Genomic DNA, 25,860 nt, shown 5'->3' with positions numbered 1-25,860 from the left:
TTGGAGTGCGTGGACGGCCCAGCCGTCAGCCGAGCATCGCCTGGGCATACAGCTCGGCGATGTGCGCGGTGACCGGCCCCGGCTTGCCGTCGCCGATCTGCCGGCCGTCGATCCGCACCACCGGCGTGATGCCGCCCAGCGTGCCGGTGACGAAGGCTTCGTCGGCAGCATAGACCTCCGCCAGGGTGAAGTCGTGCTCGCGCACCGTGCGGCCGTCCTTGCGGTAGAGATCGATTGTCTTGGCGCGGGTGATGCCCTTGAAGTTGAAGCGGCCGGTGGAGGTCCAGAGTTCGCCCTTGCGGACGATGAAGAAGTTGGTCGAGTTGCAGCTCGCCACGAAACCGTGGGAGTCGAGCATCAGCGCCTCGTCGGCCCCGGCATTGATCGCCTGGATCAGTGCCTGGATGAAATTCAGCCGGCTGTGCGAGTTGAGGCGCAGGTCGAACACGTCGGGACCGCTGCACCGGATGGTCGAGGTGAACAGCGACAGCCCCTTGGCCTTCGATTCCGGCTTCGGCGCCTTGTATTCGGCGATGATGACGATGGTCGCCTGCCCCAGCGCGAAGCGCGGATCCTGGTTCGGCGTCTTCTTGCGGCCACGGGTGACCATCAGGCGGATGTGGGCGCCGTCGGTCATGCCGTTGCAGTCCAGCGTGGCCTGGATCGCCGCGACCAGCTCCTGGCGCGTCATGCCGATGTCGAGCTGGATGGCGTTGGCGCCCTCGTACAGCCGATCCATATGGTCATCCAGCGCCAGGATGCGGCCCTTGACCAGCCGCAGTCCCTCCCACACACCGTCGCCCAGCACGAAACCGGCGTCGAAGACCGAGATCTTCGCCTCGTCGCGCCGGAAGAACGCGCCGTTCACATAGATCAGCACCTCCTCGTTGCGGCTGTCGTCGACATAGCCCTGCGAACTCGTCTGGCTGACCGTGCTGTTGGAAACCATCGTATGTACCCTTTCCCGGCGGCCACCAGCTTTGCGCCGCCTGTTTTTACGGATGCTCTCAGAAGGAAAATTCGGTGAAACGTTCCAGGAAGGCGCGCGTGCGCTCCTGCTTGGGATGCTTCAGCACCTCGTCCGGCGTCCCGACCTCGTGGAAGACGCCGTCGGCGAGGAAGATCACCTTGGTGGCGAAATGATAGGCGAAGCCAAGCTCGTGGGTGACGAGCAGCATGGTCCGCCCCTCCTCCGCCAGTTGCCGGATGACGCGCAGCACCTCGCCCACCAGCTCGGGGTCGAGCGAGGAGGTCGGCTCGTCGAACAGCAGGATTTCCGGCTCCATGGCGAGCGCGCGGGCGATGGCCACCCGCTGCTGCTGGCCGCCTGACAGCCGTCCGGGATAGACGTCGGTTTTGCCGCCCAGCCCGACCTTGTCCAGCTCGCGCAGCGCCCGCTCGCGCGCCTCCGCCTTCTTCATCCGCTTGACGGTGACCAGCCCTTCCATGGCGTTCTCCAGCACGGTCATGTGCGGGAACAGGTTGAACTGCTGGAACACCATGCCGACGCGCTCGCGGACCCGGCACAGCTCGCTTTCGGGATAGCGCACCTCGTCGGGTTTGCCGGCGGATGTGCGGCCCAGCGGCGTGCCGTCGAGCGCGATCCGGCCGGATGTGGGCATCTCCATGAAATTGAGGCAGCGCAGGAAGGTGCTCTTCCCCGATCCGCTGCCGCCGATGATGGCGACGCGCTCGCCGGCGGCCACGGAGAAATCGATCCCCTGCAGTACATGCAGCGCCCCGAACCATTTGTGGAGGCCGGATACCTGCAGGATGGGCGGGCGGGTGGAGTCTGGCATGGACGGAGTCTCCGCTTGCATGACGGTCAGCCCTTGCCGGCCATGCGGCGTTCGAGGGTCATCGACAGGAAGGTGGCCGGATAGATCAGGACGAAATAGACAACCGCCACGGTCGTAAGGATTTCAAAGGGACGGTAGTAGGTCGAACTCAAAAGCCGGCCCTGATACATCAGCTCATGGACCGACAGCACGGAGGCCAGCGACGACATCTTCGCCACCTCCACCGCGCGGTTGGTGAAGGCCGGCAGCATCAGCTTGAAGACCTGCGGCAGGATGATCCGGCGCAGCACATCGGCGTGCCGCATGCCCAGCGCCTTCGCCCCCTCCCACTGGCCGCGGGCGATGGATTGGATGCCGCCGCGGAAGATCTCCGCCCCGTAGGCCGAGGTGTTCAGCGCCAGCGCGAGCAGCGCTGCCGTGAAGGGCGACAGCTGCACCCCGATCAGGATGGGGAAGGCGTAGTAGAACCAGATCAGCTGGATCAGCACCGGCGTGTCGCGGAACAGCTCGATGTAGACGAGGCTGCCGCCGCGCAGCAGCCGGCTGCGCGACAGCCGGGCGAGCGCCAGGACGAGCCCGGCGGCCAGCCCGATGGCGAGGCTGGGCAGCCACAGCTCCAGCGTCACCACGAAGCCGCGCATCAGGATCGGGAAGGTCTCCACCACCAGGGCGAAGTCGAAGGCGTAATCCATCTGCCGTTCTCCTCAGCGGTAGGCGGTCAGCCGCGCCTCGGCGACCCGGGCCAGCGCGCTGCACGAGACCAGCAGCACGAGATAGAGCAGGGCGACGGCGGTGTAGACCTCCAGCGGCCGGAAGGTTTCGCTGTTCACCATCATCGCCTGATAGAGCAGCTCGCCATAAGCCAGCGTCGAGGCGAGCGCCGTGGTCTTGATCAGTTCGAAGGAACGTTCGACGAAGGGGGCGACCATGCGCGTCGCCGCCTGCGGCACCACGATGCGCCGCATCAGCTGCGTGTGGGTCATGCCCAGCGCCTTGGCTCCTTCCCACTGGCCGCGCTCGATGGAGCGGATGCCGCCGCGGAACACCTCGGCATAGAAGGCGCCGGACTGGGTGGACAGGGCGAGCACGGCGGCGACCAGCGGGTCGAGGCTGATGTTCAGCACCACCGGCAAGGCGTAGAAGAACCAGAAGAAATGCACGATGGGCGGCGTGTTCCGGTAGAACTCGACGAAGACCGCCGCCGGCAGGCGCAGAAGCCGGCGCGGCGACAGCCGCAGCAGAGCCAGGACCAGCCCGACGAGGACGCCGAAGACGATGGCGATGGCAGCGATCTTTACCGTGTTGAGCAGACCGTCGAGCAGCAGCGGCCATCGCGTCAGGACCGGCGAGAAATCCCATTGGTAGCTCATGCGGCGTCCTCAGATTTCCAATGGCCTCGGGCTGTCAGTGCCAAGCTTCCTTGATCAGGCCCGGAATCTTCGAGGCATCGACGTTCTTCGACTTCAGGTAGCCGGCGAACAGTTGATCGGGGACACCGTCGGCATAGAGCGTCTTCAACTGCCCGTCCAGCCAGTCGCGGAAGGCCGGGTTCTCCTCCTTGCGCAGGCCGACGCTGGTGGCCACCGGCTCGACCGGTTCGGGCAGGATGACCTTGCCCAGGCGCAGGCGGGTCTGCTGGACGACGAGTGCCGGATGGAACTGGACGGCGACGTCGATGCGCTTGGCGGCGAAGGCGGCGATGGTCTCGTCGTTGTTGGAGAAGCGGTTGATCGCCGCCTGCTTCACCAGCGCCGTCACGTTCTTGTCCAGCGAGGTGCCGAGCGTCACGCCGATGCGCAGGCCCGGCTTGTCGATGTCCGCCCAGCTCTTGATGGTCGAATCGCCGGCGACCAGCGCGCCCATGGCATAATAGAAGAGCGGGGCGTCTGGGAAGTCGATGGCCTTGCGCCGTTCCTCGGTCGGGTCGAGGACGAACATCAGGTCGATCTGGTCGGCCTGGAGCGCCCCCACTGCGTTGGCCCAGGTCGTCTCCACCGGAACCAAAGTGGCGCCGAGGCTGGCGGCAAGCCGCTGCCCCATCGCCACGCCGACGCCGGTCCAGGTCTCGGTCATCGGATCCTTGAAGAACCAGGGCTCGGCCGAGGTCACGCCGATGCGCAGGCGCTTGCTCTCCTTGACCTTGTCCAGGGTGGAAGGCGAGGCGGCGAGCGCCGGCAAAGCCGACAGTCCGACGGCGGCAGCAGCGGTGGCGCCGGCAGCAAGGCCGAGCAGCGTCCTGCGGCCCATGTTCCACTGGTCGATGGTCATCGTAAACCTCCTCTGTCCGTTCGTCGTTTTTTCGTGGGTTCGGTCGGAAGCGTTCCGTCAGGGACTTTGGGCGGCAGCGCGGGCCTCGCGGCCCCGCAGGAAGTCTTCGGTCTGCCGGCCGCCACGGGCCATGTGGTCGGTGATTTCGGACTTCAGCGTGTCGAAATCGTCGGAAAGAGCCATTTCCACATAGCGGTCATGGCCGTCGCGGCGCGGGCCGCGGATGCCGTGTGCGCGGTGGTGCGCCGCCCAATAGAGCTGCAAGCGTCCACGGATGCTGTCCCAGGTCCGGATCAGCAGCTTGTGCCCGGTTGCCTCATAGACGAAGCCGTGCAGTTGCAACTCGGCGACGATGCTGGCGGCATCGTCCTCGGCGTCGATGCAGGCGGTGAGGGCATCGCGCCGGGCGACGAGGCCCTGGCGGAACGCTTGGTCGCGCCGCGCCCAGATCTGTTCGAAGGCGAAAATCTCCAGTGTGACGCGCATCGAATAAATTTCGCGCACGTCATCGACCGACAGGCCGACGACATGGGTGCCGGTGTAGGGCACTGCAATCAGCAACCCCTCGTCGATCAGTTGCCGCATGGCTTCGCGCAAGGGCCCGCGGCTGACCCCGAACTGGTCGGCGAGCGCGGTCTCGACAAGCTGCGCGCCGGGCTCGATGTCGCCATTGAGGATCGCGGCCCGCAGCCCATCCGCGATGTGGGCGCGGAAGGTCGCTTTCGGCACACGCGCCAGGACCGATCCCGCAACCTTGCCCTTCGCTCCGTCGGACATGCGCCCTCGCCGTAGACAGTCGATTGTTGACAATGTGAGCCGTGACTATGAGCCTGTCAACCGACATTGCTTCGTAGCCGAAGGACTATGATGTGGCGACCATGGTCCTTCGCACGGCGTCGCCGCCGATGGCGCGTCAGTAGCCCAGCGCGCACCCGTCCTTCCGGTGGTCGGAGCCGCCCAGCAGGATTCCGCGCTCCCAGTCGATGGCGATGGCCTGGGCGCCGCCGATGGCCCCGCTGGGTGCCGTTACTGTGAAGCCCCGGCGGGTCAGTTCCGCCCCAGCCCTGTTGCGGATGGCCGATTCCGCTTCCACGGTGAGGGTGCCAGGAAGGGGGAACAGGCGCGGCAGGTCGATGGCGCTCTGGATGTCCAACCCATGGTCGAACAGCTTCGACAGGAAATGGGCGTGGCCCATCGCCTGGTAATGCCCGCCCATGACGCCGAAGGTCAGGCTGACGCGGCCGTTTTCGGTGACCATGCCCGGAATGATGGTGTGCATCGGCCGCTTGCGCGGCGCCACCATGTTGGGATGCCCATCGACCAGGGAGAAGCTCTGGCCCCGGTTGTGGAACAGCACGCCGGAGCGCGGCGCCATCAGCCCGCTGCCATAGGGATGGAAGATCGAGCTGATGAAGCTGACAGCCGTCCGATCCTTGTCGACCACGGCGATGTAAACGGTGTCCTTGTGCTCGACAGCGTCGAACCCCCCGCCGATCTCCAGCGCGCGGGCGGTGTCGATGCGGGCGGCCAGTTCGTCGGCCAGCTCATCGGACAGCAATTGATCGACCATCGACGGTCCGGCCTGCGCCGGATCGGCCAGGAAGGCGTCGCGCGCCGCATAGGCGAGTCGGGTCGCCTCGATCTCCACATGCAGGCCGTCGGGGTCGAGCGGATCGCCGGCGGGCCGGAAGCGCTTGAGGATGTTCAGGATCATCAGGGCGATGACGCCCTGTCCGTTCGGCGGGCATTCATGGATGGTGCGGCCGCGGTAATCGGTCCTGATTGGCGTGACGTACTCACCCCTGGCCCCGGCGAAATCCTCCAGGCTGTGGAAACCGCCCGCCGCCCGCAGGCACTCCACCATGTCCTCGGCGATGGCGCCGCGGTAGAAGGCGCCCGGCCCGTCGCGTCCGATGACCTCCAGCGTGTCGGCCAGCAGCGGCTGGGTCTGGACGGTACCGGCTGCGGGGGCCTCTCCGTCCACCAGGAAGGTGGTGGCGGCGGCTGGGTTTTGGCGGAGCAGATCGGTCTGCTGGGCGAGGTCGTGCGAGACCCGCGGGGTGACGGCATAGCCCTCGCGCGCCATGGCGATGGCCGGAGCGAAGATCTCGCTCAGGGGGAGGCGGCCATGGTCGGCGACCAGCCGCGCCCAGGCATCCACAGCACCCGGAACCGTAACCGCATGTGGGGAGTGGCGGTCGAGAGCGGTGACGCCCGCCGCCCGCAGGCGCTCCAGCGTCATCGCCGCCGGGGTGCGGCCGGAGCCGTTGTAGGCGCGGATGTCGGTCCTACCCTGCGGGGCGACCATGGCGAAGCAGTCCCCACCGATTCCGGTCGAACCCGCTTCGACCACGCTCTGGACCGCGCAGGCCGCCACCGCGGCATCGACGGCCGTGCCGCCGGCCTTGAGGATCTCGACCGCCGTCAGGGTTGCCGCCGGATGCGAGGTAGCGGCCATGCCGTTGCGCCCCATGGCGAGCGACCGGCCCGGTTCTTCGAAGTTGCGCATGGTCTCCGTCGACTCCCCGATGTTGGTCTTTGGGAGTATGGTATACCAAATCCCATCATCGCAGGCAGATCTGAAGGGGCATCAGCGGCGGCCGATCAGCGGCTGGCGATCTCCTCCCGCGTCAGGGTCATGAACAGATCGACCACCGGCGTCCTGGCCCGGTCGCCATGGACGGCGATCTGGAACGGCGAGTGATAGGAGAGCACCCGCGGCAGCAGGGCGCGCAGCCGTCCGGCCTGGACGAAGGGGGCGGCGTAATGGTCGGGCAGATAGCCGAGATAGCGGCCGGACAGGATCAGCCGGGCGGCGCCTTCCATGTCGCTGACGGTCGCATGCGGCGCGCTGATCGCGAAGATCTTGATGTCGCGCGCCCCCCAATAGCTGCGGGCCACCAGCCGGTGACGGCGCACCTCATCCAGATCGACCATGTCGTCCGGACGGTCGAACAGCGGATGGCCGGCCCCGCAGTAGAACAGGTTGGTTTCCGTGTAGAGGTCGATGTAGGAGAGGCCCGGCACGATCCGCGGAAAGCTGGCGATGGCGAGGTGCAGCTCGCCGCCGACCACGTCGCGCAGCAGCTCGTTGGGCGGCCGGGTGACGATGGCGAGGTTGACCTCGGGAGCGGCGTCGGCGAAGCGGGTGATCACCCGTTCCAGCGGGAAATTGGCGTCGGTCAGCGTGTTGTCCACCAGCCCGATGCTGAGGGTGCCGGTCAGGCGGTCGCGCAGACCCCGCACCCGGGCGCCGAAGCGGTCCAGCGTGTCGAACACCCGCCGCAACTCGTCATAGACCGCCTGCCCCTCTTCCGTCAGCTTGAAGCCGGAGCGGCCGCGCCGGCACAGCCGCACCCCCAGCCGCCCTTCCAGTTCGGCGAAATGGGTGGAGATGGTGGAAAGGGACAGGTTCAGTTCGCCTTGCGCCGCAGTAAAGCCACCGGCCTCGACCACCGTCATGAACAGGCGAAAGAGCCGCAGATCGGCGGTCTCGATGGTCATCCGGCTCATGCGATCGGGAATCCTTGGGCCTGGATAGGGAATGGGCCGGTCTTACTTCGGCTCCTGTCGAAGTAAGATACAAAGAATTCGGGATGTGTGGAGACGCAAAGTCACCGTCTAATTCCGGCATGCACTTCCATCGGGGCTGACCAACGACGAGAGGGAGACACGCTATGGCGATCGGGGCAGGACTGGACAGAAGACTCGGCAGACGGACGGTGCTGGCTGGGGCGGGCGCAGCTGCGGCGGTGGGGGCGGTGGGCTTTCCCTCCATCGTTCGGGCCCAATCGAAGTCGTTGAAGGTCGGGGTTTATGGCGGCTATTTCAAAGACAGCTTCGACAAGCACATCTTCCCGGACTTCACCAAGGCGACCGGCATCGCGGTGGAGGCGGTGGCCGAACCGACGGGCGAGGCATGGCTGATCCAGCTTGAGCAGGCGGCCCGTGCCAAGCAGGCTCCGGCCGACGTGTCGATGATGTCCCAGGTGGCGATGCTGAAGGGCATGGCGGCCGAGCTGTGGGCGCCGCTCGATCCCGCCAAGCTGCCGAACGCCGCCAAGGTCAAGCCGGCGCTGATGAACAAGTATCCTGACGGCCGCCTGTCGGGCATCGGTGCGGTGTCCTGGTACATCACCCTGGTGACCAACACCAAGAGCTACCCCCAACCTCCGGAAAGCTGGGCGGCGCTGTGGGACCCGGCCAACAAGGACAAGCTCGGCCTGCTGGCGCTGGTCTCCAACTCCTTCCTGCTGGACGTGACCGCCGCCACCTTCTTCGGCGGCTCCAAGCATCTCGACAGCGAACAGGGCCAGTTGGAGTGCTTCAAGAAGCTGGCCGAGCTGAAGAACAATGTGAAGCTTTGGTACCGCGACGAGGCGCAATTCGAGGCGGCGCTGAAGTCGGGTGAAGTCCCGATGGGGCAATATTACCACGACGTTACCGGCCTTGCCGCCGCCGACGGCCATCCGGTGCGCTCCACCTTCCCCAAGGAGGGCGGCATCCTCGATTCCGGCAGCTGGGCGGTATCCAAGGCGTCCAAGGCCGGCGATCTGGCCCACGTCTTCATCGACTACATGTGCCAGCCGCAAATCCAGGCGCTGCTGTCGCGCAAGGTCGGCACCTCGCCGACCATCGACCGGTCGGCCACCGACCTGACGGACAAGGAGTTCGCCGCGGTCTCCTCCGATCTGGCGCCCATCGTTCCGCGCTATGACCTCTATGTGTCGAAGGCCGACTGGCTGAACCAGAAATGGACGGAAATGATCGTGGGCTGATCCGCGAGTGCCCTTCTCCCCCCGAGTGCGAGGGGAAGGGCTCCGTCCTTTCCGAACGATCCGAAGGCCCGCCCATGTCCGCCCTCGTTCTCGACGGTCTCACCAAGCGTTACGGCAGCTTCACCGCGGTGCATGGGGCGAGCCTGCGCATCCCGCACGGTCAGTTCGTCTGCCTGCTGGGCCCCTCCGGCTGCGGCAAGACCACGCTGTTGCGGATGATCGCCGGGCTGGAGGAACCCTCCGGCGGCCAGATGCTGATCGACGACCGCGACATCACCGCGACCCCCGCCCACAAGCGGGATTTCGGCATGGTGTTCCAGTCGCTGGCCCTGTTCCCCCATCTCAGCGCCGGGGAGAACATCGCCTATCCCCTGCGCATCCGCGGCGTTCCGGCCGATGAACGCCGCCGCCGGGCGGACAGCCTGCTGGAGCTGGTGCGCCTGCCCGGAATGGCGGACCGGCCGGTGTCGCGGCTGTCGGGCGGTCAGCGCCAGCGCGTCGCCATCGCCCGCGCCCTGGCGCTGGAGCCGAAGCTGTTCCTGCTCGACGAACCGCTGTCGGCGCTCGACGCCAAGCTGCGCGAGGCGATGCAGATCGAACTGAAGCAGCTTCAGCGGCGGCTGGGCATCACCACCATCGTCGTCACCCACGACCAGCGGGAAGCGATGACCATGGCCGATCTGGTGGTGGTGATGTCGGAAGGGCGGATCCGTCAGGCCGCCCCGCCGATGGAGGTCTATCGCCGGCCCGCCGACGCCTTCGTCGCCGACTTCATCGGCATGACCAACCTGCTGGAGGGCGAGGTGACGGTCCCCGGCCGTGCCAGCGTGCCGGGAGGCGAACTGGCCCTGGCCGGATTGCCGCCGCATGGGCGTGCTCTGCTGTCGGTCAGGCCGGAGGAGGTGTTGTTGCATCCGGCGACCGCGGCTGGAGGGGCAAACCGGCTGGCCGGAACCCTGTCCTTCGTCCGCGATCTCGGCGCCAGCGTCGAGTTCCGCATCGATGTCGCCGGGCGGGAGATCGTGGCTCTGACCCGGCCGCAGGACCGTCCCTCGGTCGAACCGGGTGCCGCCGTCATCGTCGAGATTCCGGCCGAGGCCTGCGTCATCCTGCCGCCGGAGGGGAGGGTGTCATGATCCGCCGCGCCCCCCGCAGCCTGGGCGAACATGCGCCGATCCTGTTCCCGGCGCTGATGCTGGTCGTCTTCTTCGTCATTCCCTTCGGCCTGATGATCGCGGTCAGCGTCGCCCGCCGGATTCCCGGCGGCTTCTACGAGCCCGATCTGGTGTTTGCCAATTACGAGCGCTTCCTCAGCGCCTTCTTCGGCGGGGTCCTGTCCTTCTCGCTGGAGTTGGCGGCATTGGTGGCCGTGGTGGCGGTCGGCATCGGCTTCCCCTTCACCTACCGGCTGGCGCGGCTGCCGAGGGCGGCCCAGGTGCGCTGGCTGGTCTTCCTGCTGTCGATCCTGTCGCTGTCGGAGGTGATCATCGGCTTCGCCTGGTCGACCCTGCTGTCGCGCACCGCCGGCATCACCAACCTGCTGGTGGCGGTCGGGCTGATGGCGGAGCCGCAATCGCTGTCGCCCAGCTTCGGCGCGCTGCTGGCCGGCATGGTCTATCAGGCCTTCCCCTACACCGTGCTGGTGCTCTATCCGGCGCTGGCACGGCTCGACCCGGCGCTGGTGGAGGCATCGCGGACGCTGGGGGCTTCGCCGCTCAAGGCCTTCTTCACCGTGGTGGTGCCGGCCCAGCGCAACACCATCGTCGCCACCCTGATCATGGCCTTCGTCTTCGCGCTGGGCAGCTACCTGCTGCCGCAGCTTCTGGGACGGCCGCAGCACTGGACCCTGTCGGTGCTGATCACCGATCAGGCGATCTACCAGTCCAACATGCCGTTCGCCGCGGCGATGGCGGTCTTCCTGGTGCTGGTCAGTCTGGCGCTGGTCGGGCTGTCCCTGCTGTTCGGACGCAAGGAGGAGGCGTGATGCTGCGCTGGCTCAACAGCCTGATGGCCGGCCTGATCGGCCTCGTCCTGGCGGCACCGATCCTGGTGGTGGCGGGGGTGTCGCTGAATGCCAAGCGCTCGCTCGACTTCCCGCCCAAGGGACTGTCGCTGTCCTGGTATGCTGAGATCTTCACCGATCCCGGCTGGCGCGGGGCGCTGATCGCCAGCCTTGTGGTGGCGGCGGCGTCGGCGGCCCTGGCGGTCGCCATCGCCTTTCCCCTGGCATGGTTCATCTGGCGCTGGCGGGCGCCCTGGGCGCGGGCGTTCGAGGTGCTGGGCATGGCCCCCTTCATCCTGCCGCCGGTCATCACCGCGCTGGGGTTCCTCAGCTTCTGGTCCACCTTCGGGCAGTATGGCGAGCCGTGGACGGTGGTGGTCAGCCACGCCGTCTTCTTCGTCACCCTGCCGCTGGTCACGTTGTCGCTGGGCTTCGGCGCGGTGGATCGCAGCTTTGTCGAGGCCGCTTCGACCATGGGGGCCGACGACCGCACCGTGCTGCGGACGGTGGTGATGCCGCTGGTGCGGCCATACATGATTTCCGGCTTCGCCTTCGCCTTCGTGCTGTCACTCAACGAATATATCGTCGCCTACATGGTCGCCGGCTTCACGCTGGAAACGCTGCCGATCAAGATCTTCAACGCCCTGCGCTACGGCTACACGCCGACCATGGCCGCCGTCACCGTGCTGTTCGTGCTGCTGACCGCCGCCGTCTTCGGGCTGATCGCCCGCTTCGGCGACCTGCCGCGCCTGCTGGGCGCCTGGATAAAGCAGGACTGACTGGGCCGACTGACCTTCCGACAGGAGACCTTGCAAAATGATCGATCCGGACAAGCTCAACCGTCTGCGCGAGAAATACAGCGGCAGCGGCGGTGCCGACATCCACTCTCCCGAATTCCAGCGAGTCGCTGCCTTGCAATTCTCCGCCGGGGGGCGACGGACCCAGCCCTTCGCCGGGGTCTCCACCCTGCTCGACGCGCCATACCGTCCGGACGCGCCCGAACTGCCCGATTTCGGCGGGCTGGAGGTTGCGCTGATCGGCGTGCCGATGGATCTGGGGGTGACCAACCGCGCCGGCGCCCGCTTCGGTCCGCGGGCGGTGCGGACCATCGAGCGGATCGGTCCTTACGAATATGTGCTGAAGATGGTGCCGGCGGCGGCCTGCCGGATGGCCGATGTCGGCGATGTGCCGCTGTCCAGCCGTTTCAGCCTGGAAGCCTGCCATCACGACATCGAGAGCTTCTACGACAAAGTGATGGATGCCGGGGTGATCCCGCTGTCGGTCGGCGGCGACCACTCGATCAGCCAGTCGATCCTGAAGGCGGTGGGACGGGACCGGCCGGTCGGCATGATCCATTTCGATGCCCATTGCGACACCGGCGGCCCCTATGAAGGGTCCAAGTTCCACCATGGCGGTCCCTTCCGCCAGGCGGTGCTGGACGGCGTGCTCGACCCGGAGCGCACGGTGCAGATCGGCATCCGCGGCAGCACCGAGTTCCTCTGGGAGTTCTCCTACGAGTCCGGCATGACGGTGATCCATGCCGAGGAGGTGGCGCAGCGCGGCATCCCCGCGGTGATCGAGCAGGCCCGCCGGGTGGTCGGTGACGGGCCGGTCTATGTCTCCTTCGATGTGGACTGCCTCGACCCGGTGTTCGCGCCGGGCACCGGCACGCCGGAGATCGGCGGGCTGAGCACGCGTGAGGCAATCGAGCTTCTGCGCGGGCTGGCCGGGCTGGACGTCATCGGTGGCGACGTGGTGGAGGTGGCGCCGCAGTATGACGCCAACACCACCACTGCCCAGGCCGGTGCGCAGATGCTGTTCGAGATCCTGTGCCTCGCCGTCAAGGCGCTGGAGCAGCGGCGGAGCTGAGGCTGGCAGCCGAGGATGCGCGTTCGACGGGCCAAGGCGGCTTCCGTCCTGTTCTGCCAACCCTGGAGGTCAGGCCGCGGCGATGTGCCGCCGGCCGAGGGCCTGGACTTCGGCCCCTCCAGGGCGGACCATCTCCCCGCCCGGTTGCGAACATTCGGGGATCGGTCGCCGCCGCGCCTTAACCGCGGGCGCCGCCCGACCGGGCATCCTTGCGGACTGTCGCCGCTAGGACGGGCCATGGCCTCCGCCGCCCGCCCGCGGCGCGGAGGAGAGCACATGTCTATGGACAAGGAAGTGGTCATCGCTGCGCTGCGCTACGCGGCGGAACTGCATGACGGCACCTATCGGCCCGACCGGGCGCGCACGCCCTTCGTCTCGCATCTTTCGGAAACGGCGGAACTCGTGGCGCAGGCCGGGGGCACGCCCGCCGAGATCGCCGCGGCCTGGCTGCACGACGCGGTGGAGGATGGGCTGACCAACGTCGCCGATCTGGCCCGGCGGTTCGGGCAGGAGGTCGCCGACCTCGTCGCCGCCGTCAGCGACGCGCCGGAGGATGTCGGCAAGGCGATTGCGGAGCGCAAGGCGATCCAGGCCGCCCGCCTCGCCGCCGCGCCCGAAGGGGCCAAGCGCATCAAGCTTGCCGAGCAGATCTCCATCCTGCAGGCGCTGGCGGTCGAACGCCCGCTGTCCTGGAGCGTCGAGCGGGCCGACGCCTATGTCCAGGGCTCCCGCCTCGTGGCGGAGGCCTGTGCCGCCGCCAGCCCGCTGCTGGCCGAACGCTACGCCGCAGCACTGGCCGGGGCGACGCATTGAGCGCGGCGATGTCAGAGGGCTGACGACCGCCAGAGCCAGACCAGACCGGCGACCGCACCCGCCGCCAGAAGCACCAGCACCAGGATGATGGCGAAGGCGGTGCGCCGGTCCTTCGCCTCGCGCTGTTCGGCCTCGCGCCGCTTCTTCAGCAGAAATTGCTGTTCCGGGCTGAGGAAGCGGCCGGCGGCGGCGTCCGGCGTGGGCACGTAGCGCACCCGGCCACGGCCCTTGGCCGCCATGCCCGCGGTTGCCGCGGTCCCCCTGATGGCCGTCGTCAAGCCACCCTGGGACGGCCGTCCGGTATTGACCGGCTCCCCTGCCGACCCGCGAACTGCGGTTGCCTGCCGGCCCTTGCGCTTGCGCGGCAGTTTTCGCCGTCTGGTCCTCATGCCCCTCTCCCCGCTTTCAAATCCGTCTCCGCGGCCGGGAGCATAGCCGCCCGCCCCGTCCGGCGCAGCCAATCACAAGATGATCTCCGGAAAGTCACATAGCCCATGCGGATGGGGGCATGCCAACCGGAAATCAATCGGGGGGGGCCGATCCGTTCCTCTGCGGCGAACCGGCGCAAACCCCAACGGTTTGTGGCACTGACGTGGATACTAGTATATTACATTGTGGGCCTGCCGACGTTCCGGGTGGGCGTGACTGCAATCGAATGGGAGGGTCACCATGCTCAAGAAGACTGCGTTCAAATCCGGCCACATCCGCTCGCGCCGCCTTCTGCTCGCCGCCGCTGCCGCCGGGCTGGCGATGCCCGCCGCCATCGCGCCACTGGGGGGTGCGTTTGCCGCCGATGACGACCAGCAGGCGGTGGCGAAGGCGGTGAACGGCCTTCGCGACGCCATGCTGGCGGGCGATGGCGCCACGCTGCGGGCGATGACGATGGACCAGCTGACCTACGGCCACTCTAACAGCCGGCTGGAGGACAAGGCCGCCTTCGTCGGCAGCCTCGACGGCAAGAACGCCTTCAAGGCGCTGGATCTCAGCGACCATGCGATCCAGGTGGTCGGCGATATCGCGGTCGCCCGCCACACCTTCGATTCGGTCAACAACCTGCCGGACGGCAAGACCAACACCGCCCACATCAAGGTGCTGCAGGTCTGGAAGAAGGTCGACGGCGCCTGGAAGCTGCTCGCCCGTCAGGCCTCGCCGCTTCCGGCGGCCTGACCGCCCGACCGTCTGATCGGGGATTCTGCCGCCTCCCACCCGCGAAGGGAGAGGCGGCAGGGCATCAGTTACCAGGCTGGCAGGATCGCACCCTTGAACCGGGTCTCCAGGAAGTCGCGGACCTCCTTGGACTGGAAGGACTCGACCAGCGTCTTCAGGGCGGGACGGTCCTTGTCCTTTTCCCGCGCGGCGATGAAGTTGCCGTAGGGGTTGCCTTCGCGCGGCTCCTGGATCAGCGCGTCCTTCGACGGCGTCAGGCCGGAATTCACCGCATAGTCGGTGTTGATGATCGCCGCGTCGAAGTCTTCCAAGGCACGCGGCAGCTGTGCCGCCTCCAGTTCCACCAGCTTGAGCTTCTTCGGATTCTCGGCGATGTCGAGGATGCTCGGCGACAGGCCCTTGCCGGGCGCCAGCGTGATCAGGCCATTGGCCGCCAGCAGGTTCAGCGCACGGCCGCCGTTGCTGGGGTCGTTCGGAATTCCGATGCTGGAGCCGGGCTTCAGATCGCCGACGGATTTGATCTTGCGGGAATAGAGCCCCATCGGCTCGACGATGGTGAAGCCGATGGGCACGATTTTATAGCCGCGCGCGGCGATCTGGGCCTCCAGATAGGGCTTGTGCTGGAAGGCGTTGGCGTCGAGGTCACCGGCATCCAGCGCCGCGTTGGGGATGTTGTAGTCGGAAAAGGTGATCAGTTCGACGGTCAGACCCTTGCCGGCTGCCACCGTTTTCGCCACCTCGGCGATCTCCTCCTCCGCACCGCCCATGACGCCGAGCTTCACGGTCTCGGCAGCGGCTTCGGCGATGTGGGCGGCGATCTGGGTGGTGAGGAGGGCCAGGGCAATGCCGCCGGCCAGTCCAGCCCGGCGCAGCCAGGACGTTGTTTTGCCTTGCATGTCGATTCCTTTATCTTTTGCCTCTCGGCCCCCGGTCTTTGACGGGGCGCCGAGAGGCAGCCAGATAGCCCGACCGGCCGATGCCTAGCGCATGCAATTTCCGACGATCTGATAGCACAGTGTGGGGTCGCGCCTGTCGTTGTAGCGCACCGCGGTGACCCGGCCGCCATGCAGCTCGAAGGTCGCTTCGCAACTGTAGGTCCGGGACCAGGTCGTCACGTCGGGCTGCCACAGCATCGGTCCGCGCGGGCCGAGCCAGGGGCTGGGCTCCCAATCCACGTCGCGGTCGACCAGGGTCTGCCGACGGGTGTAGGCCAGATACTCCGCGTCGCCGTTGACGGCGGAGCGTTCCGGCACGCCAGCACAGGACAGCAGGCTGCCCTTGCTCATCCCGACCATCGCCTCGGGCGCACGCAGAGCCAACTCGGCCTGCGGGTTGGCGCAGGAGGCGGACAGCAGGGTGGCTGCGGCGAGAAGCCCGCCGCGCCAAGCCGACATCAGTCGCTGACGGCCGATGGTCATGTCCGATCCTCCGCGGCGATGCGCACTCATTCGGGACGGACCTTCAGATAACGCGTCCCGCCCGATGCACAACAGAGCTCAGCCCAGAACAGTGTCGTACAACAATTTGAGATTCAGCACGACGATCAGGCCGGCGACGACCCAGGACAGCCCGGCGACCCAGCCGGGCACGACGAAGCGGCCCATCTTGCCGCGGTCGGTGACGAAGCGGACCAGCGGGATCACCGCGAAGGGAAGCTGCATCGACAGCACGACCTGGCTGAACACCAGCAACTGGGCCGTGCCGCTTTCGCCGTAGAGCGCCGTCACCACCACCACCGGGATGATGGCGAGGCCGCGGGTCAGCAGCCGGCGCATCGAGTGCGGCAGCCGCAGCCGCAGGAACCCTTCCATCACGATCTGCCCGGCCAGCGTCGCCGTGACGGTGGAATTGAGGCCCGACGCCAGCAGCGCCACCGCAAACAGGGTCGAGGCGATGCCCAGGCCCAGCAGGGGCGACAGCAGCTCGAATGCCTCGCCGATCTCCGCCACCTCGGTATGGCCGCTGCCGTGGAAGACGCTGGCCGCCAGGATCAGGATCGCCGCGTTGACGAACAGGGCCAGCATCAGCGCGATGGTGCTGTCGACGGTGGCCCAGGTGATGGCGTCGCGCCGCCCCTCGTCCGTGCGCGGATAGGCACGCGTCTGCACGATGGAGGAGTGGAGGTAGAGATTGTGCGGCATCACCGTCGCCCCCAGGATGCCGATGGCGACATAGAGCATGCCGGGGTTGGTCACCACCTGGGTCGTCGGCACGAAGCCATGCAGCACGGCGGCAACCGGCGGGGCTGCGGCGATGATCTGCACCAGGAAGCAGCCGGCGATGACCGTCAGCAGGGCCACCACAAAGGCTTCCAGATAGCGGAAACCCCGCTGCATCAGCAGAAGCACCAGGAAGGCGTCGAGCGCCGTGATCAGCGCGCCGCCGATCAGTGGAATGCCGAACAGCAGGTTCAGCGCGATGGCGGTGCCGATGACCTCGGCAAGGTCGCAGGCGATGATCGCCGCCTCGCACGCCACCCACAGCATCAAATTGACCGGGCGCGGGTAATGGTCGCGGCAGGCCTGCGCCAGATCGCGCCCGGTGACGATGCCCAGCCGGGCCGACAGCGATTGCAGCAGGATTGCCATCAGGTTCGACAGCATGATGACCGACAGCAGCGTATAGCCGAACTGCGACCCGCCGGCGAGGTCGGTCGCCCAGTTGCCGGGGTCCATGTAGCCGACCGACACCATGTAGCCCGGCCCGGCGAAGGCCATCAGCCGACGCAGCCACAGGCCGCCCTGCGGCACCGCGACGGAGGCATGGACCTCCGGCAGGCTCGGCCGGACTTCCCCGTCCGGACTGGAATATCTCCAGGCCCGGTGGGGCGGCACGGCGGCTTCGGCTTCCGACATCGGCGTGACTCCCGGCCAAGATGCGAACTGGTATCAATCAAGTATGTACCGGGACAACGAGTATGCAAGGTGCTATACTTTCAGCATCCGAACATTTTTCCGGGCGGGTGGGCGTGACTGACAGCGATGCGGACCTTCCCGATGCCGAACTCCATGCCGAGGGCTTCCGCAAGACGCGGGAGGCACAGCGGACCGCCCTGGCCGAGGACTATGTGGAGCTGATCGCCGACCTGATCGAAAGCGGGCAGGAGGCGCGGCAGGTCGACATTGCCGCAAGGCTTGGGGTAGCGCAGCCCACCGTCGCCCGCATGCTGGACCGGCTTGCGGCCGACGGGCTGGTCTATCGCAAACCCTACCGGGCGGTGTTCCTGACCGATGCCGGCCGGCGGATCGCCGAGGAAAGCCGGGAGCGGCACCGGACGGTGGTGGCCTTCCTCCGCTCCCTCGGTGTCAGCGCCGACACGGCGCGCATCGATGCCGAAGGCATCGAGCACCATGTCAGCGCCGAGACGCTGGACGCCTTCCGCCGCGCGCTGGCCCAGGGCTGACGCCGTTCAGTCGGCGAGACCGTTGTCGATGGCGATGCGGATCAGGGCGCGGGCACTGTCGGCGCCCAGCTTGTCCTTGATCTGGGTACAGCTGTTGGCGACCGTCTTCTGGCTTATCCCCAGCCGCTCCGCGATGGCCGCCGCCGTCATCCCGCGTCCGACCAGGGCCAGGATTTCCCGTTCCCGCTGGGTCAGGGCGGCCAGCGGATCGGACGGCGGCGACAGGCTCATCAGTGCCAGATCGCGGGCAAGCCCGCTGTCCAGATGGATGCGGCCGGCCAGCACCGTGCCGATGGCGGAGGCCAGGCTGTCCGGGGCGTCGTTCTTGGTGACATAGCCGCGGGCGCCGGCCTTCAGCGCGCGGGCGGCGATGGCCGGATCCTCATGCATGCTGAAAATCAGGACCGGGACCGCCGGGTTTTCCTGGCGGATGGTCCGCAGCACGGCCATGCCGCCGCCGTCGCCCGGAATATTGAGGTCGAGGACGACGACGTCCGGCCGCTCGGCCCGCCACAGCTCCAGCGCGCTGCCGACATCCTCCGCCTCCACCACGCGGCCGAGCGCCGCTTCGGCCAGCAGGCGCTGGCAGCCGGCCCGGACGATGGGATGGTCGTCGACCAGAAGAATGGTGTGGGTCACGCCATGCGCTCCAATGCTGCCGGCGAGGATGGCGACTGGGCGGGCCGGGGCAGGCGGGCCGACACACGGGTGCCGCCGCCGGCTGCGGTTCCGATCGACAGGCTGCCGCCCAGAGTGTGCACCCGTTCCGCCATGCCGGAAATCCCGAAGCCGTTCCTTGCCGCTTCGTCGCCGTCCGGCAGGCCGGGTCCGTCATCGGCGACGATGATCTCGACCGTCTCGGGATCGACCCGCAGATCGACGGCGACCGCCGACGGTTTGGCATGGCGAAAAGCGTTGAGCAACGATTCCTGCACCAGCCGGTAGACGGTCAGCCGCAGCACGTCGTCGCAGCCGTCCAGCTCCGCCACCGCCGCGGCCGGCTCGATGGCGAGGGTCAGGGCGACGTCGGGCTGGCGCCGCATCCAGTCGCCGGCCAGTTCGGCCAGCGCCTCGCTCAGCGGCAACTGGTCCAGCAGGGCGGGGCGCAGGCGGGCCAGCAGGCGGCGGCTCAGCCGGTGGACCTCCGCCGCGGTGTCCAGGATCTTGCCGGCGCGTTCGGCCGCTTCGTTGGTGGCGTCCCCATCGCTTCCACCCTCCCGCAGGCGCAGGATGCGACCGGCATCCACCTTGATCGCGAAGAGGGCGGCACCGAGTTCGTCGTGGATTTCGCGGGCGACCTCCCGCCGTTCGGCATCCTGCGCCGCGACGATGCGCTGGCCGGCCCGCCGGTTCTCCGCCTCCGCCGCTGCCAGCCCGTGGGCCAGCGCGGCGATTCCGGTTCCCAGCCGGTCGAGTTCGGGAACCCCGCGGCCATCGAAGGAAAATGCGTAATGGCCGGCACGTAGCTTTTCCACCCCGGCCTCCAGCCGTGCCAGCGGAACCAGGGCGCGCCCGACCGCCAGATAGGCGGCCCCCATCAGCAGCAGCCCGACCACTAGCGTTGCGGCGGCGAGATCGGTCATGTCCTCCCAGACCTCGGCGATCTCGTCCCAGGGCTCGGCAACGATGCGCAGCTTGCCGGCTGCCAGCTGCCGCTCTTGCAGATCGACGCCGATCAGTGCTGCGAACCAGTCCGGCACGCGCCGGTCCGCCGGTTCCGAACTCGGCAGGCCGTCGGCCCCGATGAAACGCAGGTGGCGCAGCCCCAGCCCGTTCAGCATGGCGATGCCGCCGGGGATGTCACCGCGCTCTGCCACCGCGAGACTCAACGCGCCGCCCAGTTCGAGGGCGGAGGCCATTTCTGCGCGAACGGCATCGCGGGCATTGGCGACCATCACCGCACCGCCGGCGGTGGCCATCAGCAGAAGGAAAAGCCCGATCAGGGCCAGGATGCGCATCCTCAGCGACACCAGCGCCCACTCCGAAATACGACCATCGACGGAATGCTAACCCATCCATCTGTTTGGGTGCCATCCACCCTTCGCACAATCGATCCACAGTGCGGATGCCGATCCTGGCCGTGTACCGCATCGAACGGGAAAAAATCCCGGTCGATCCGGGATGTCATCATGGAGCTGTGTCAAGAAGTTCTTCCCCGGATTGTCGAATGGAACCATGGCTCCGTCCGGGAGACTATTGGAGCCGGCAAGACATGGTGCTGTGCGCCGGGCGGGATGCACAGGCCGGCCTGAAAAGGGTCCTGCCATTCAGAAGGCAACGGCTTTCTGGCGCGACATCGTCACGCTCGGCTCATCCCGGTACTGGGGCGGCATCGCCTCCCGCCGCTTGCAGGAACGGGATCGGGCCGGCGTGACGCCATCGCCGGCACGGCTGCGCAGGCCGTGTTCGCAACCGCCGCTTCGCGGCCAATCATCGGGGGAAACGCATGACACTTTCGTCCTACAGCACGATTGCGGCCGTCACCGGCGGCAAGCCGCGACGCCGCTTCCGCGGGACCTGCATGGCCGGGATGGCGGCGGTGGCTGCCGCGCTGTTCCTGGCCGCGGCGCCTGCCGGTCCGGCACTGGCGTCCGACGTCACCTGGGATGCCATCGCCAACGATGCGAAGAATCCCGGCGACGTGCTGATGTACGGGATGGGGGTGGAAGGCAAGCGTTTCAGCACCCTGAAGCAGATCAACACCGAAAGCGTGTCACGTCTGGTCCCCGCCTGGTCCTTCTCCTTCGGCGACGAGAAGCAGCGCGGGCAGGAAACCCAGGCGCTGGTCCATGACGGGGTGATCTACGTCACCGGCTCCTACTCGCGGATGTTCGCGCTGGACGCCAAGACCGGCAAGCGGCTGTGGAGCTATTCCCACCGGCTTCCCGACGACATCCGCCCCTGCTGCGACGTGGTCAACCGCGGCGCCGCGATCTATGGCGACAAGGTTTTCTTCGGCACGCTCGACGCCTCCGTCGTCGCGCTGAACAAGGACACCGGGAAGGTCGTCTGGAAGAAGAAGTTCGCCGATCACAAGGTCGGCTACACCATGACCGGTGCGCCGACCATCGTGAAGGACCAGAAGACCGGCAAGGTTCTGCTGATCCACGGGTCTTCGGGCGACGAATTCGGCGTGGTCGGACGGCTGTTCGCCCGCGATCCCGACACCGGCGACGAGATCTGGATGCGCCCGCTGGTCGAGGGCCATATGGGCCGGTTGAACGGCAAGGACAGCACGCCGACCGGCAGCGACAAGGCCCCCTCCTGGCCGCGCGACAAGGACGGCAATCTGGTGGAGGCGTGGAACCACGGCGGCGGCGCGCCCTGGCAGAGCGCCACCTTCGACGTGGAGACCAACACCATCGTCATCGGCACCGGCAACCCGGCGCCCTGGAACGGCTGGGCGCGCTGGCCGGGAGACAGCCTCTACACCTCCGGCCAGGCTTATGTCGACCCGACCACCGGCGAGCTGAAGGGCTTCTACCAGCACACGCCGAACGACACCTGGGACTTCTCCGGCAACAACGAGCTGGTGCTGTTCGACTACACCGACGCCTCGGGCAAGACGGTGAAGGCGACGGCGCATGCTGACCGCAACGGCTTCTTCTACGTCACCGACCGCACCAAGCTGGCGACGGCCGGCGGCGAGGCGAACAAGCCCAACAGCGTGCTGGCGGCCTATCCCTTCGTCGACGGCATCACCTGGGCCAAGGGCATCGACCTGAAGACCGGCCGTCCGATCGAGAATGAGGGCCAGCGCCCGCCGCTGCCGGCCGAAGGCGAGAAGCGCGGCAAGCCGGTCGAGGTGTCGCCGCCCTTCCTGGGCGGCAAGAACTGGAACCCGATGTCCTACAGCGAGGACACCAAGCTGTTCTACATCGCCGCCAACCATTGGAAGGAGGATTACTGGACCGAGCATGTCGGCTACAACCCCGGCTCGGCCTATCTCGGCATGGGGTTCCGCATCCACAAGATGTTCGACGATCATGTCGGCAGCCTGCGGGCACTGGATCCGAAGACCGGCAAGATCGTCTGGGAGCATAAGGAGGAACTGCCGCTGTGGGCCGGCACGCTGGCGACCGCCGGCAATCTGGTCTTCACCGGCACCGGCGACGGCTTCGTCAAGGCTTTCGACGCCAAGAGCGGCCAGGAGCTGTGGCACTTCCAGACCGGGTCGGGGATCGTTTCCTCTCCGATCACCTGGGAGCAGGACGGGGTGCAGTATGTCGGCATCACCACCGGCTATGGCGGCGCGGTGCCGCTGTGGGGCGGTGACCTTGCCGACCTGACCACCCGCGTGACCCAGGGCGGTTCCTTCTGGGTGTTCAAGCTGGCCGACGTGAAGGTCTCCAGCAGCAAGTGACCGGCTCCGCGAAACCGGAGCCTGGAGCGCCGGGGCGGTCGCCGCCCCGGTCCTTTTCATCGGAGGCATCATCATGACGTCGCACAGCAAGGCCGTGCTGCCGAGAAAATTCTGTCGGATCCTGGCTTTGAACGCCCTAGCCGCCTGTCTTGCGGCGCCTGTTCCCGCCGTGCTGGCGGCGGAGATGGAGACGGCGGCGATCCCGGCGGCCGTCGAGGAGGCCGCGCTGCCGGTCGGCGGCGGCGAGGAGGAGCGGGCGAGCGTCGTCAACGGATGCACGCTTGGCCCCCGCATCGTCTGCCCCAACCTGGATCTGCGGCATCGCAATTTGCGTGGACTGTCGCTGGCCGGGGCCGATCTGCATGGGGCCAACCTGATGCGGGCCGACCTGCGCAAGGCGGATCTGCGCGGCGCCGACCTGACCGGCGCCATTCTGGACGGGGCCGACCTGCGCACCGCCTTTCTCCAGGGGGCGCGCCTGTCCGGTGCGCGGCTGAGGGGCGCCAACCTGGAATTCGCCCGAGCCACCGGCGCCGACTTCACCGGCAGCGACCTGACCGCCGCCAATCTGGAGGCGATCCGCGCCGACAAGATCAATCTCGCCGGCGCCAGCCTGGAGGGGGCCAACCTTCAGGAGGCGAAGATGGCCCTGTCCAACCTGTCCGGGGCGAACATGGACGGGGCCAAGCTGCGCTTCGCCATCTTCCAGGACGCGTTGATGACCGACTGCCGGTCCTGCCCGACCGGCTGGTGACGGTGTGCGGCGGGACCGTCAGCAGTGCTTGCCGCGTTTCGGTCCCGCCGCCTCGCAGCCGCAGCAGCCGCCGGAGCAGCCGCCCGCCTGCGCGGGGACAGGCCGCCCGGCCAGCCGGCGCAGGCGGTTGCGCAAGGGGGCGGGCAGCAGGATGGTCCAGGCCACCCAGGCGAAGGCGGCGGCGACGATCAGGCCGACAAGGATGGTTTCGGGCAGGCTTTCCATTATGGCTCACCCTCCCAGCAGGACGCTGGACAGGTGGAAGGTGACGAAGGCGGCGCCATAGGCGAGCGCCGTCATGTAGACGATCATCACCAGCATCCAGAACCAGCTGTTGGTTTCCCGCTTCACCACCGACAGGGTGGAGACGCATTGCGGGGCGAACACGAACCATGCCAGCAGCGACAGCGCCGTGGGCAGGCTCCAGTCCGCCGCCAGCACGCCGGCCAGCGAGCCGGAGAGTGCGTCGCCCGTCTCGCTCAGCGCATAGACGGTGCCGAGGGCCGCCACCGCCACCTCGCGCGCTGCCATGCCCGGCACCAGCGCGATGGCGATCTGCCAGGTGAAGCCGATGGGGGCGAGAAGCGGGGCCAGCGCATGGCCGAGCATCCCGGCGAAGCTGTGGTCGATGGCCGGTCCGGTCGCCCCGTCGGGTGCCGCCGGGAAGCTACCGAGGAACCACAGCAGGATCATGATGGCGAAGATCACCGTGCCGGCGCGGGCCAGGAAGATGCGCGCCCGCTCCAGCAGCCCCAGCAGGATGTCGCGCGGGCTGGGCAGCCGGTAGGACGGCAGTTCCATCAGCAGCGGTTCGCGCGCACCCTTGAAGATCGTTCGCTTCAGCACGAAGGCGGCCGCCAGCGCCGACAGGATGCCGGCGGCGTAGAGGGTGAACATCACCAGCCCCTGCAAGCCGATCATGCCGCCGGCCACCGTCCGGTCGGGGACGAAGGCGGCGATGATCAGCGTATAGACCGGCAGCCGGGCCGAGCAGGTCATCAGTGGGGCGATCATGATGGTGGCCAGCCGGTCGGCGCGGTTCTCGATGGTGCGGGCCGCCATGATGCCGGGGACGGCACAGGCGAAGCTGGACAGCAGCGGGATGAAGGCCCGGCCATGCAGTCCGACACCGCCCATCAGCCGGTCGAGCAGGAAGGCCGCCCGCGCCATGTAGCCGGTGGATTCCAGCATCAGGATGAAGAAGAACAGCACCAGGATCTGCGGCAGGAAGATCACCACGCTGCCCACGCCGGCGATGATGCCGTCGGTCAGCAGGCTTTTCAAAAGCCCGTCGGGCAGGGCCGCTCCGGCGCCGGCCTGAACCCAGCCCAGCCCCTTGTCGATCATGTCCATCGGTACGGCGGCCCAGGCGAACACCGCCTGGAACATCAGGAACAGCACCAGGAACAGGAAGGGCAGGCCGATGGCCGGATGCAGCAGGGCGGCGTCGATGCGGCGGGTGGCGAGCGACGGCCGGCCGGCATCGCGCAATGCAGCGGCCAGGATGGCTTCGACCTCCTGATGATAGGCGCGCAGGTCAAGGGCGGAGGGCTCGCTCCAACCGCAGGAGGAGGTGCCGGGGGTAATGTCAGGGGCGTTGCCGGGAGAGGGGGGCAGCGCGGCGGTCATCGCGATCATGCTGCGGTCGATCTGGTCGAGCAGCCCGACCACGCCGGTGCGCTTGATCGCCACCGTCGGCACCACCGGCACGCCCAGCGCCGCCGACAGGGCCGCCGCATCGACGCGGCAGCCCCGCGCCTCCGCCACGTCCATCATATTGAGCGCGAGGATGATCGGCCGGCCGAGCTTCTTCAACTCGAGCACCAGCCGCAGATGCAGGCGCAGGTTGGTGGCATCGGCGACGCAGACCATCACGTCCGGCGGGGCTTCGTGCTGGAAGCGGCCCAGCACGACGTCGCGCGTCACCTCCTCGTCGGGGGAGCGGGCGCGCAGGCTGTAGGTTCCGGGCAGGTCGACGAGTTGCACGCGGGTGCCGGCCGGGCTGAGGAATTCGCCGATCTTGCGCTCGACCGTCACGCCGGGATAGTTCGCCACCTTCTGGCGGGCGCCGGTCAGCGCGTTGAACAGGGCGGTCTTGCCGCAATTGGGATTGCCGACCAGGGCGATGCGCGGCGGAGCGCCCATAAAGGCCGGGGTGGAAAGAACGGTATCGGACATCGCGGAAACCTTTCCGCAGGAAGAGGAGGTGACGGCTCAGCCGAGCGTCACCAGGACGGCGTGCGCCTCCGCCCGGCGCAAGGCCAGGGTGTGGTCGTTGATGCGCACGGCAAGCGGATCGGCGCCGGGGAAGCCCTCATGCAGGATTTCCACGCGGGCGCCTTCGATCAGGCCCATCTCGATCATGCGGCGTTCCAGTTCGCCGGGCGGCAGCGGGGTTGCGACGGCGGAGTCGTCCAGACCGGCCACAACCGCGCGCTGGCCCTTGCGCAACGCGCCGAGACGGCAGCAATCGTCCCCGGCGGGGGGATCGGAGCTGGTGCCGGGTGCCGGACCGGGAGTCTGGCGGGTGGCGGTGGAAGGAAGGGCGGCGTGAGCGGGGCCGGGTAGCGGCGGGATCATGGTGGAACACCTGTGGGCGGCACGCCGGAAAGGACGTGCGCATCGGCGGCAAGGGCCGCAAACC

Annotated in this window: 27 protein-coding genes; 10 read left to right on the top strand and 17 right to left on the bottom strand. The window is 67.7% G+C overall.

What is annotated here, in order from left to right:
* Positions 1–25: 25 nt before the first annotated feature.
* From TSH64_RS21340 to TSH64_RS21305, 8 genes are all read right to left on the bottom strand, one after another.
* Complete coding sequence (locus TSH64_RS21340; RefSeq protein ID WP_109448038.1) at positions 26–949, bottom strand: aminotransferase class IV; 924 nt, start codon at positions 947–949, stop codon at positions 26–28.
* Between the two features lie 58 nt (positions 950–1,007).
* A complete protein-coding gene (locus tag TSH64_RS21335; protein WP_109448036.1) occupies positions 1,008–1,799 on the bottom strand; it encodes an amino acid ABC transporter ATP-binding protein in 792 nt (263 codons plus the stop codon).
* Positions 1,800–1,825: 26 nt separating this feature from the next.
* Positions 1,826–2,491, bottom strand: a complete 666-nt coding sequence (locus tag TSH64_RS21330; RefSeq protein WP_109448034.1) for an amino acid ABC transporter permease — start codon at positions 2,489–2,491, stop codon at positions 1,826–1,828.
* Positions 2,492–2,503: 12 nt separating this feature from the next.
* Complete coding sequence (locus TSH64_RS21325) at positions 2,504–3,169, bottom strand: amino acid ABC transporter permease (RefSeq protein ID WP_109448032.1); 666 nt, start codon at positions 3,167–3,169, stop codon at positions 2,504–2,506.
* A 34-nt stretch (positions 3,170–3,203) separates the two neighbouring features.
* Positions 3,204–4,067: a transporter substrate-binding domain-containing protein gene (locus TSH64_RS21320; RefSeq protein ID WP_199237624.1), complete on the bottom strand. Its 864-nt coding sequence runs from the start codon at positions 4,065–4,067 to the stop codon at positions 3,204–3,206.
* Between the two features lie 57 nt (positions 4,068–4,124).
* On the bottom strand, positions 4,125–4,844 hold the full coding sequence (locus TSH64_RS21315) for a GntR family transcriptional regulator (protein ID WP_109448030.1): 720 nt from the start codon (positions 4,842–4,844) through the stop codon (positions 4,125–4,127).
* 136 nt (positions 4,845–4,980) lie between these two features.
* Positions 4,981–6,576: a gamma-glutamyltransferase family protein gene (locus TSH64_RS21310; protein ID WP_109448028.1), complete on the bottom strand. Its 1,596-nt coding sequence runs from the start codon at positions 6,574–6,576 to the stop codon at positions 4,981–4,983.
* 95 nt (positions 6,577–6,671) lie between these two features.
* Entirely contained in the window at positions 6,672–7,580 is a 909-nt protein-coding gene (locus TSH64_RS21305) for a LysR family transcriptional regulator (RefSeq protein ID WP_109448026.1), read from the bottom strand.
* 164 nt (positions 7,581–7,744) lie between these two features.
* Here TSH64_RS21305 and TSH64_RS21300 point away from each other — a divergent pair, with 164 nt between their 5' ends.
* From TSH64_RS21300 to TSH64_RS21275, 6 genes are all read left to right on the top strand, one after another.
* A complete protein-coding gene (locus TSH64_RS21300; RefSeq protein WP_109448024.1) occupies positions 7,745–8,845 on the top strand; it encodes an ABC transporter substrate-binding protein in 1,101 nt (366 codons plus the stop codon).
* 74 nt (positions 8,846–8,919) lie between these two features.
* The gene (locus TSH64_RS21295; RefSeq protein WP_109448022.1) at positions 8,920–9,981 is read left to right on the top strand and encodes an ABC transporter ATP-binding protein; all 1,062 of its coding nucleotides are present in this window, start codon (positions 8,920–8,922) and stop codon (positions 9,979–9,981) included.
* A complete protein-coding gene (locus tag TSH64_RS21290) occupies positions 9,978–10,829 on the top strand; it encodes an ABC transporter permease (protein WP_109448020.1) in 852 nt (283 codons plus the stop codon). The genes TSH64_RS21295 and TSH64_RS21290 overlap by 4 nt, the downstream gene beginning before the upstream one ends.
* Complete coding sequence (locus tag TSH64_RS21285; protein WP_109448018.1) at positions 10,829–11,626, top strand: ABC transporter permease; 798 nt, start codon at positions 10,829–10,831, stop codon at positions 11,624–11,626. The genes TSH64_RS21290 and TSH64_RS21285 overlap by 1 nt, the downstream gene beginning before the upstream one ends.
* Before the next feature lie 37 nt (positions 11,627–11,663).
* A complete protein-coding gene (gene speB, locus TSH64_RS21280; RefSeq protein ID WP_109448017.1) occupies positions 11,664–12,716 on the top strand; it encodes an agmatinase in 1,053 nt (350 codons plus the stop codon).
* 276 nt (positions 12,717–12,992) lie between these two features.
* The gene (locus tag TSH64_RS21275; RefSeq protein ID WP_109050895.1) at positions 12,993–13,529 is read left to right on the top strand and encodes an HD domain-containing protein; all 537 of its coding nucleotides are present in this window, start codon (positions 12,993–12,995) and stop codon (positions 13,527–13,529) included.
* Between the two features lie 11 nt (positions 13,530–13,540).
* Here TSH64_RS21275 and TSH64_RS21270 read toward each other — a convergent pair whose 3' ends face one another.
* Entirely contained in the window at positions 13,541–13,918 is a 378-nt protein-coding gene (locus TSH64_RS21270; protein WP_109448016.1) for a hypothetical protein, read from the bottom strand.
* A gap of 280 nt (positions 13,919–14,198) precedes the next feature.
* Here TSH64_RS21270 and TSH64_RS21265 point away from each other — a divergent pair, with 280 nt between their 5' ends.
* Positions 14,199–14,696 (top strand): nuclear transport factor 2 family protein, encoded by a 498-nt coding sequence (locus TSH64_RS21265; RefSeq protein ID WP_247873077.1) that lies wholly within the window; start codon positions 14,199–14,201, stop codon positions 14,694–14,696.
* Positions 14,697–14,764: 68 nt separating this feature from the next.
* On the opposite strand, the gene TSH64_RS21260 is transcribed toward TSH64_RS21265, so the two are convergent.
* The 3 genes from TSH64_RS21260 to TSH64_RS21250 all read right to left on the bottom strand — a co-directional run bounded on the left by TSH64_RS21260 (position 14,765) and on the right by TSH64_RS21250 (position 17,551).
* Positions 14,765–15,592, bottom strand: coding sequence for a MetQ/NlpA family ABC transporter substrate-binding protein (locus TSH64_RS21260; protein ID WP_109448015.1), 828 nt, complete (start codon positions 15,590–15,592; stop codon positions 14,765–14,767).
* 84 nt (positions 15,593–15,676) lie between these two features.
* Entirely contained in the window at positions 15,677–16,114 is a 438-nt protein-coding gene (locus tag TSH64_RS21255) for a hypothetical protein (RefSeq protein ID WP_109448014.1), read from the bottom strand.
* A 78-nt stretch (positions 16,115–16,192) separates the two neighbouring features.
* Positions 16,193–17,551, bottom strand: coding sequence for an Nramp family divalent metal transporter (locus tag TSH64_RS21250; RefSeq protein WP_109448013.1), 1,359 nt, complete (start codon positions 17,549–17,551; stop codon positions 16,193–16,195).
* Positions 17,552–17,664: 113 nt separating this feature from the next.
* On the opposite strand from TSH64_RS21250, the gene mntR reads away from it, so the two are divergent.
* Positions 17,665–18,099, top strand: a complete 435-nt coding sequence (mntR, locus tag TSH64_RS21245; protein ID WP_247873076.1) for a manganese-binding transcriptional regulator MntR — start codon at positions 17,665–17,667, stop codon at positions 18,097–18,099.
* 6 nt (positions 18,100–18,105) lie between these two features.
* Here the strand turns inward: mntR and TSH64_RS21240 are convergent, their stop codons facing one another.
* Positions 18,106–18,738: a response regulator transcription factor gene (locus TSH64_RS21240; RefSeq protein ID WP_109448010.1), complete on the bottom strand. Its 633-nt coding sequence runs from the start codon at positions 18,736–18,738 to the stop codon at positions 18,106–18,108.
* Positions 18,735–20,069: an ATP-binding protein gene (locus TSH64_RS21235; protein ID WP_247873075.1), complete on the bottom strand. Its 1,335-nt coding sequence runs from the start codon at positions 20,067–20,069 to the stop codon at positions 18,735–18,737. The genes TSH64_RS21240 and TSH64_RS21235 overlap by 4 nt, the downstream gene beginning before the upstream one ends.
* Before the next feature lie 551 nt (positions 20,070–20,620).
* Here TSH64_RS21235 and TSH64_RS21230 point away from each other — a divergent pair.
* Positions 20,621–22,462 carry a methanol/ethanol family PQQ-dependent dehydrogenase gene (locus tag TSH64_RS21230; protein WP_109452897.1) on the top strand — a complete coding sequence of 614 codons (1,842 nt, stop codon included), beginning with the start codon at positions 20,621–20,623 and terminating at the stop codon, positions 22,460–22,462.
* A 73-nt stretch (positions 22,463–22,535) separates the two neighbouring features.
* Positions 22,536–23,216: a pentapeptide repeat-containing protein gene (locus TSH64_RS21225; RefSeq protein ID WP_109448008.1), complete on the top strand. Its 681-nt coding sequence runs from the start codon at positions 22,536–22,538 to the stop codon at positions 23,214–23,216.
* An 18-nt stretch (positions 23,217–23,234) separates the two neighbouring features.
* On the opposite strand, the gene TSH64_RS21220 is transcribed toward TSH64_RS21225, so the two are convergent.
* Genes TSH64_RS21220 through TSH64_RS21210 form a run of 3 tightly spaced genes read right to left on the bottom strand, consistent with a single transcriptional unit; the run spans position 23,235 to position 25,796 of the window.
* Positions 23,235–23,441 carry a hypothetical protein gene (locus tag TSH64_RS21220; protein ID WP_247873074.1) on the bottom strand — a complete coding sequence of 69 codons (207 nt, stop codon included), beginning with the start codon at positions 23,439–23,441 and terminating at the stop codon, positions 23,235–23,237.
* Positions 23,442–23,447: 6 nt separating this feature from the next.
* Positions 23,448–25,394, bottom strand: coding sequence for a ferrous iron transport protein B (gene feoB, locus TSH64_RS21215; RefSeq protein WP_109448006.1), 1,947 nt, complete (start codon positions 25,392–25,394; stop codon positions 23,448–23,450).
* 36 nt (positions 25,395–25,430) lie between these two features.
* Positions 25,431–25,796 (bottom strand): FeoA family protein, encoded by a 366-nt coding sequence (locus tag TSH64_RS21210; protein WP_109448004.1) that lies wholly within the window; start codon positions 25,794–25,796, stop codon positions 25,431–25,433.
* Positions 25,797–25,860: the final 64 nt, after the last annotated feature.

The sequence above is a fragment of the Azospirillum sp. TSH64 genome, assembly GCF_003116035.1.
Lineage (GTDB): Bacteria > Pseudomonadota > Alphaproteobacteria > Azospirillales > Azospirillaceae > Azospirillum.
This window is presented reverse-complemented; position numbering and strand designations above follow the sequence as displayed.

Bases quoted from the DNA above. Each gene is read 5' to 3' on its own strand.
- TSH64_RS21340 (WP_109448038.1), bottom strand. From the start codon at position 949: ATGGTTTCCAACAGCACGGTCAGCCAGACGAGTTCGCAGGGCTATGTC.
- TSH64_RS21335 (WP_109448036.1), bottom strand. From the start codon at position 1,799: ATGCCAGACTCCACCCGCCCGCCCATCCTGCAGGTATCCGGCCTCCAC.
- TSH64_RS21330 (WP_109448034.1), bottom strand. From the start codon at position 2,491: ATGGATTACGCCTTCGACTTCGCCCTGGTGGTGGAGACCTTCCCGATC.
- TSH64_RS21325 (WP_109448032.1), bottom strand. From the start codon at position 3,169: ATGAGCTACCAATGGGATTTCTCGCCGGTCCTGACGCGATGGCCGCTG.
- TSH64_RS21320 (WP_199237624.1), bottom strand. From the start codon at position 4,067: ATGACCATCGACCAGTGGAACATGGGCCGCAGGACGCTGCTCGGCCTT.
- TSH64_RS21315 (WP_109448030.1), bottom strand. From the start codon at position 4,844: ATGTCCGACGGAGCGAAGGGCAAGGTTGCGGGATCGGTCCTGGCGCGT.
- TSH64_RS21310 (WP_109448028.1), bottom strand. From the start codon at position 6,576: ATGCGCAACTTCGAAGAACCGGGCCGGTCGCTCGCCATGGGGCGCAAC.
- TSH64_RS21305 (WP_109448026.1), bottom strand. From the start codon at position 7,580: ATGAGCCGGATGACCATCGAGACCGCCGATCTGCGGCTCTTTCGCCTG.
- TSH64_RS21300 (WP_109448024.1), top strand. From the start codon at position 7,745: ATGGCGATCGGGGCAGGACTGGACAGAAGACTCGGCAGACGGACGGTG.
- TSH64_RS21295 (WP_109448022.1), top strand. From the start codon at position 8,920: ATGTCCGCCCTCGTTCTCGACGGTCTCACCAAGCGTTACGGCAGCTTC.
- TSH64_RS21290 (WP_109448020.1), top strand. From the start codon at position 9,978: ATGATCCGCCGCGCCCCCCGCAGCCTGGGCGAACATGCGCCGATCCTG.
- TSH64_RS21285 (WP_109448018.1), top strand. From the start codon at position 10,829: ATGCTGCGCTGGCTCAACAGCCTGATGGCCGGCCTGATCGGCCTCGTC.
- speB (WP_109448017.1), top strand. From the start codon at position 11,664: ATGATCGATCCGGACAAGCTCAACCGTCTGCGCGAGAAATACAGCGGC.
- TSH64_RS21275 (WP_109050895.1), top strand. From the start codon at position 12,993: ATGTCTATGGACAAGGAAGTGGTCATCGCTGCGCTGCGCTACGCGGCG.
- TSH64_RS21270 (WP_109448016.1), bottom strand. From the start codon at position 13,918: ATGAGGACCAGACGGCGAAAACTGCCGCGCAAGCGCAAGGGCCGGCAG.
- TSH64_RS21265 (WP_247873077.1), top strand. From the start codon at position 14,199: ATGCTCAAGAAGACTGCGTTCAAATCCGGCCACATCCGCTCGCGCCGC.
- TSH64_RS21260 (WP_109448015.1), bottom strand. From the start codon at position 15,592: ATGCAAGGCAAAACAACGTCCTGGCTGCGCCGGGCTGGACTGGCCGGC.
- TSH64_RS21255 (WP_109448014.1), bottom strand. From the start codon at position 16,114: ATGACCATCGGCCGTCAGCGACTGATGTCGGCTTGGCGCGGCGGGCTT.
- TSH64_RS21250 (WP_109448013.1), bottom strand. From the start codon at position 17,551: ATGTCGGAAGCCGAAGCCGCCGTGCCGCCCCACCGGGCCTGGAGATAT.
- TSH64_RS21230 (WP_109452897.1), top strand. From the start codon at position 20,621: ATGGCCGGGATGGCGGCGGTGGCTGCCGCGCTGTTCCTGGCCGCGGCG.
- TSH64_RS21225 (WP_109448008.1), top strand. From the start codon at position 22,536: ATGACGTCGCACAGCAAGGCCGTGCTGCCGAGAAAATTCTGTCGGATC.
- TSH64_RS21220 (WP_247873074.1), bottom strand. From the start codon at position 23,441: ATGGAAAGCCTGCCCGAAACCATCCTTGTCGGCCTGATCGTCGCCGCC.
- feoB (WP_109448006.1), bottom strand. From the start codon at position 25,394: ATGTCCGATACCGTTCTTTCCACCCCGGCCTTTATGGGCGCTCCGCCG.
- TSH64_RS21210 (WP_109448004.1), bottom strand. From the start codon at position 25,796: ATGATCCCGCCGCTACCCGGCCCCGCTCACGCCGCCCTTCCTTCCACC.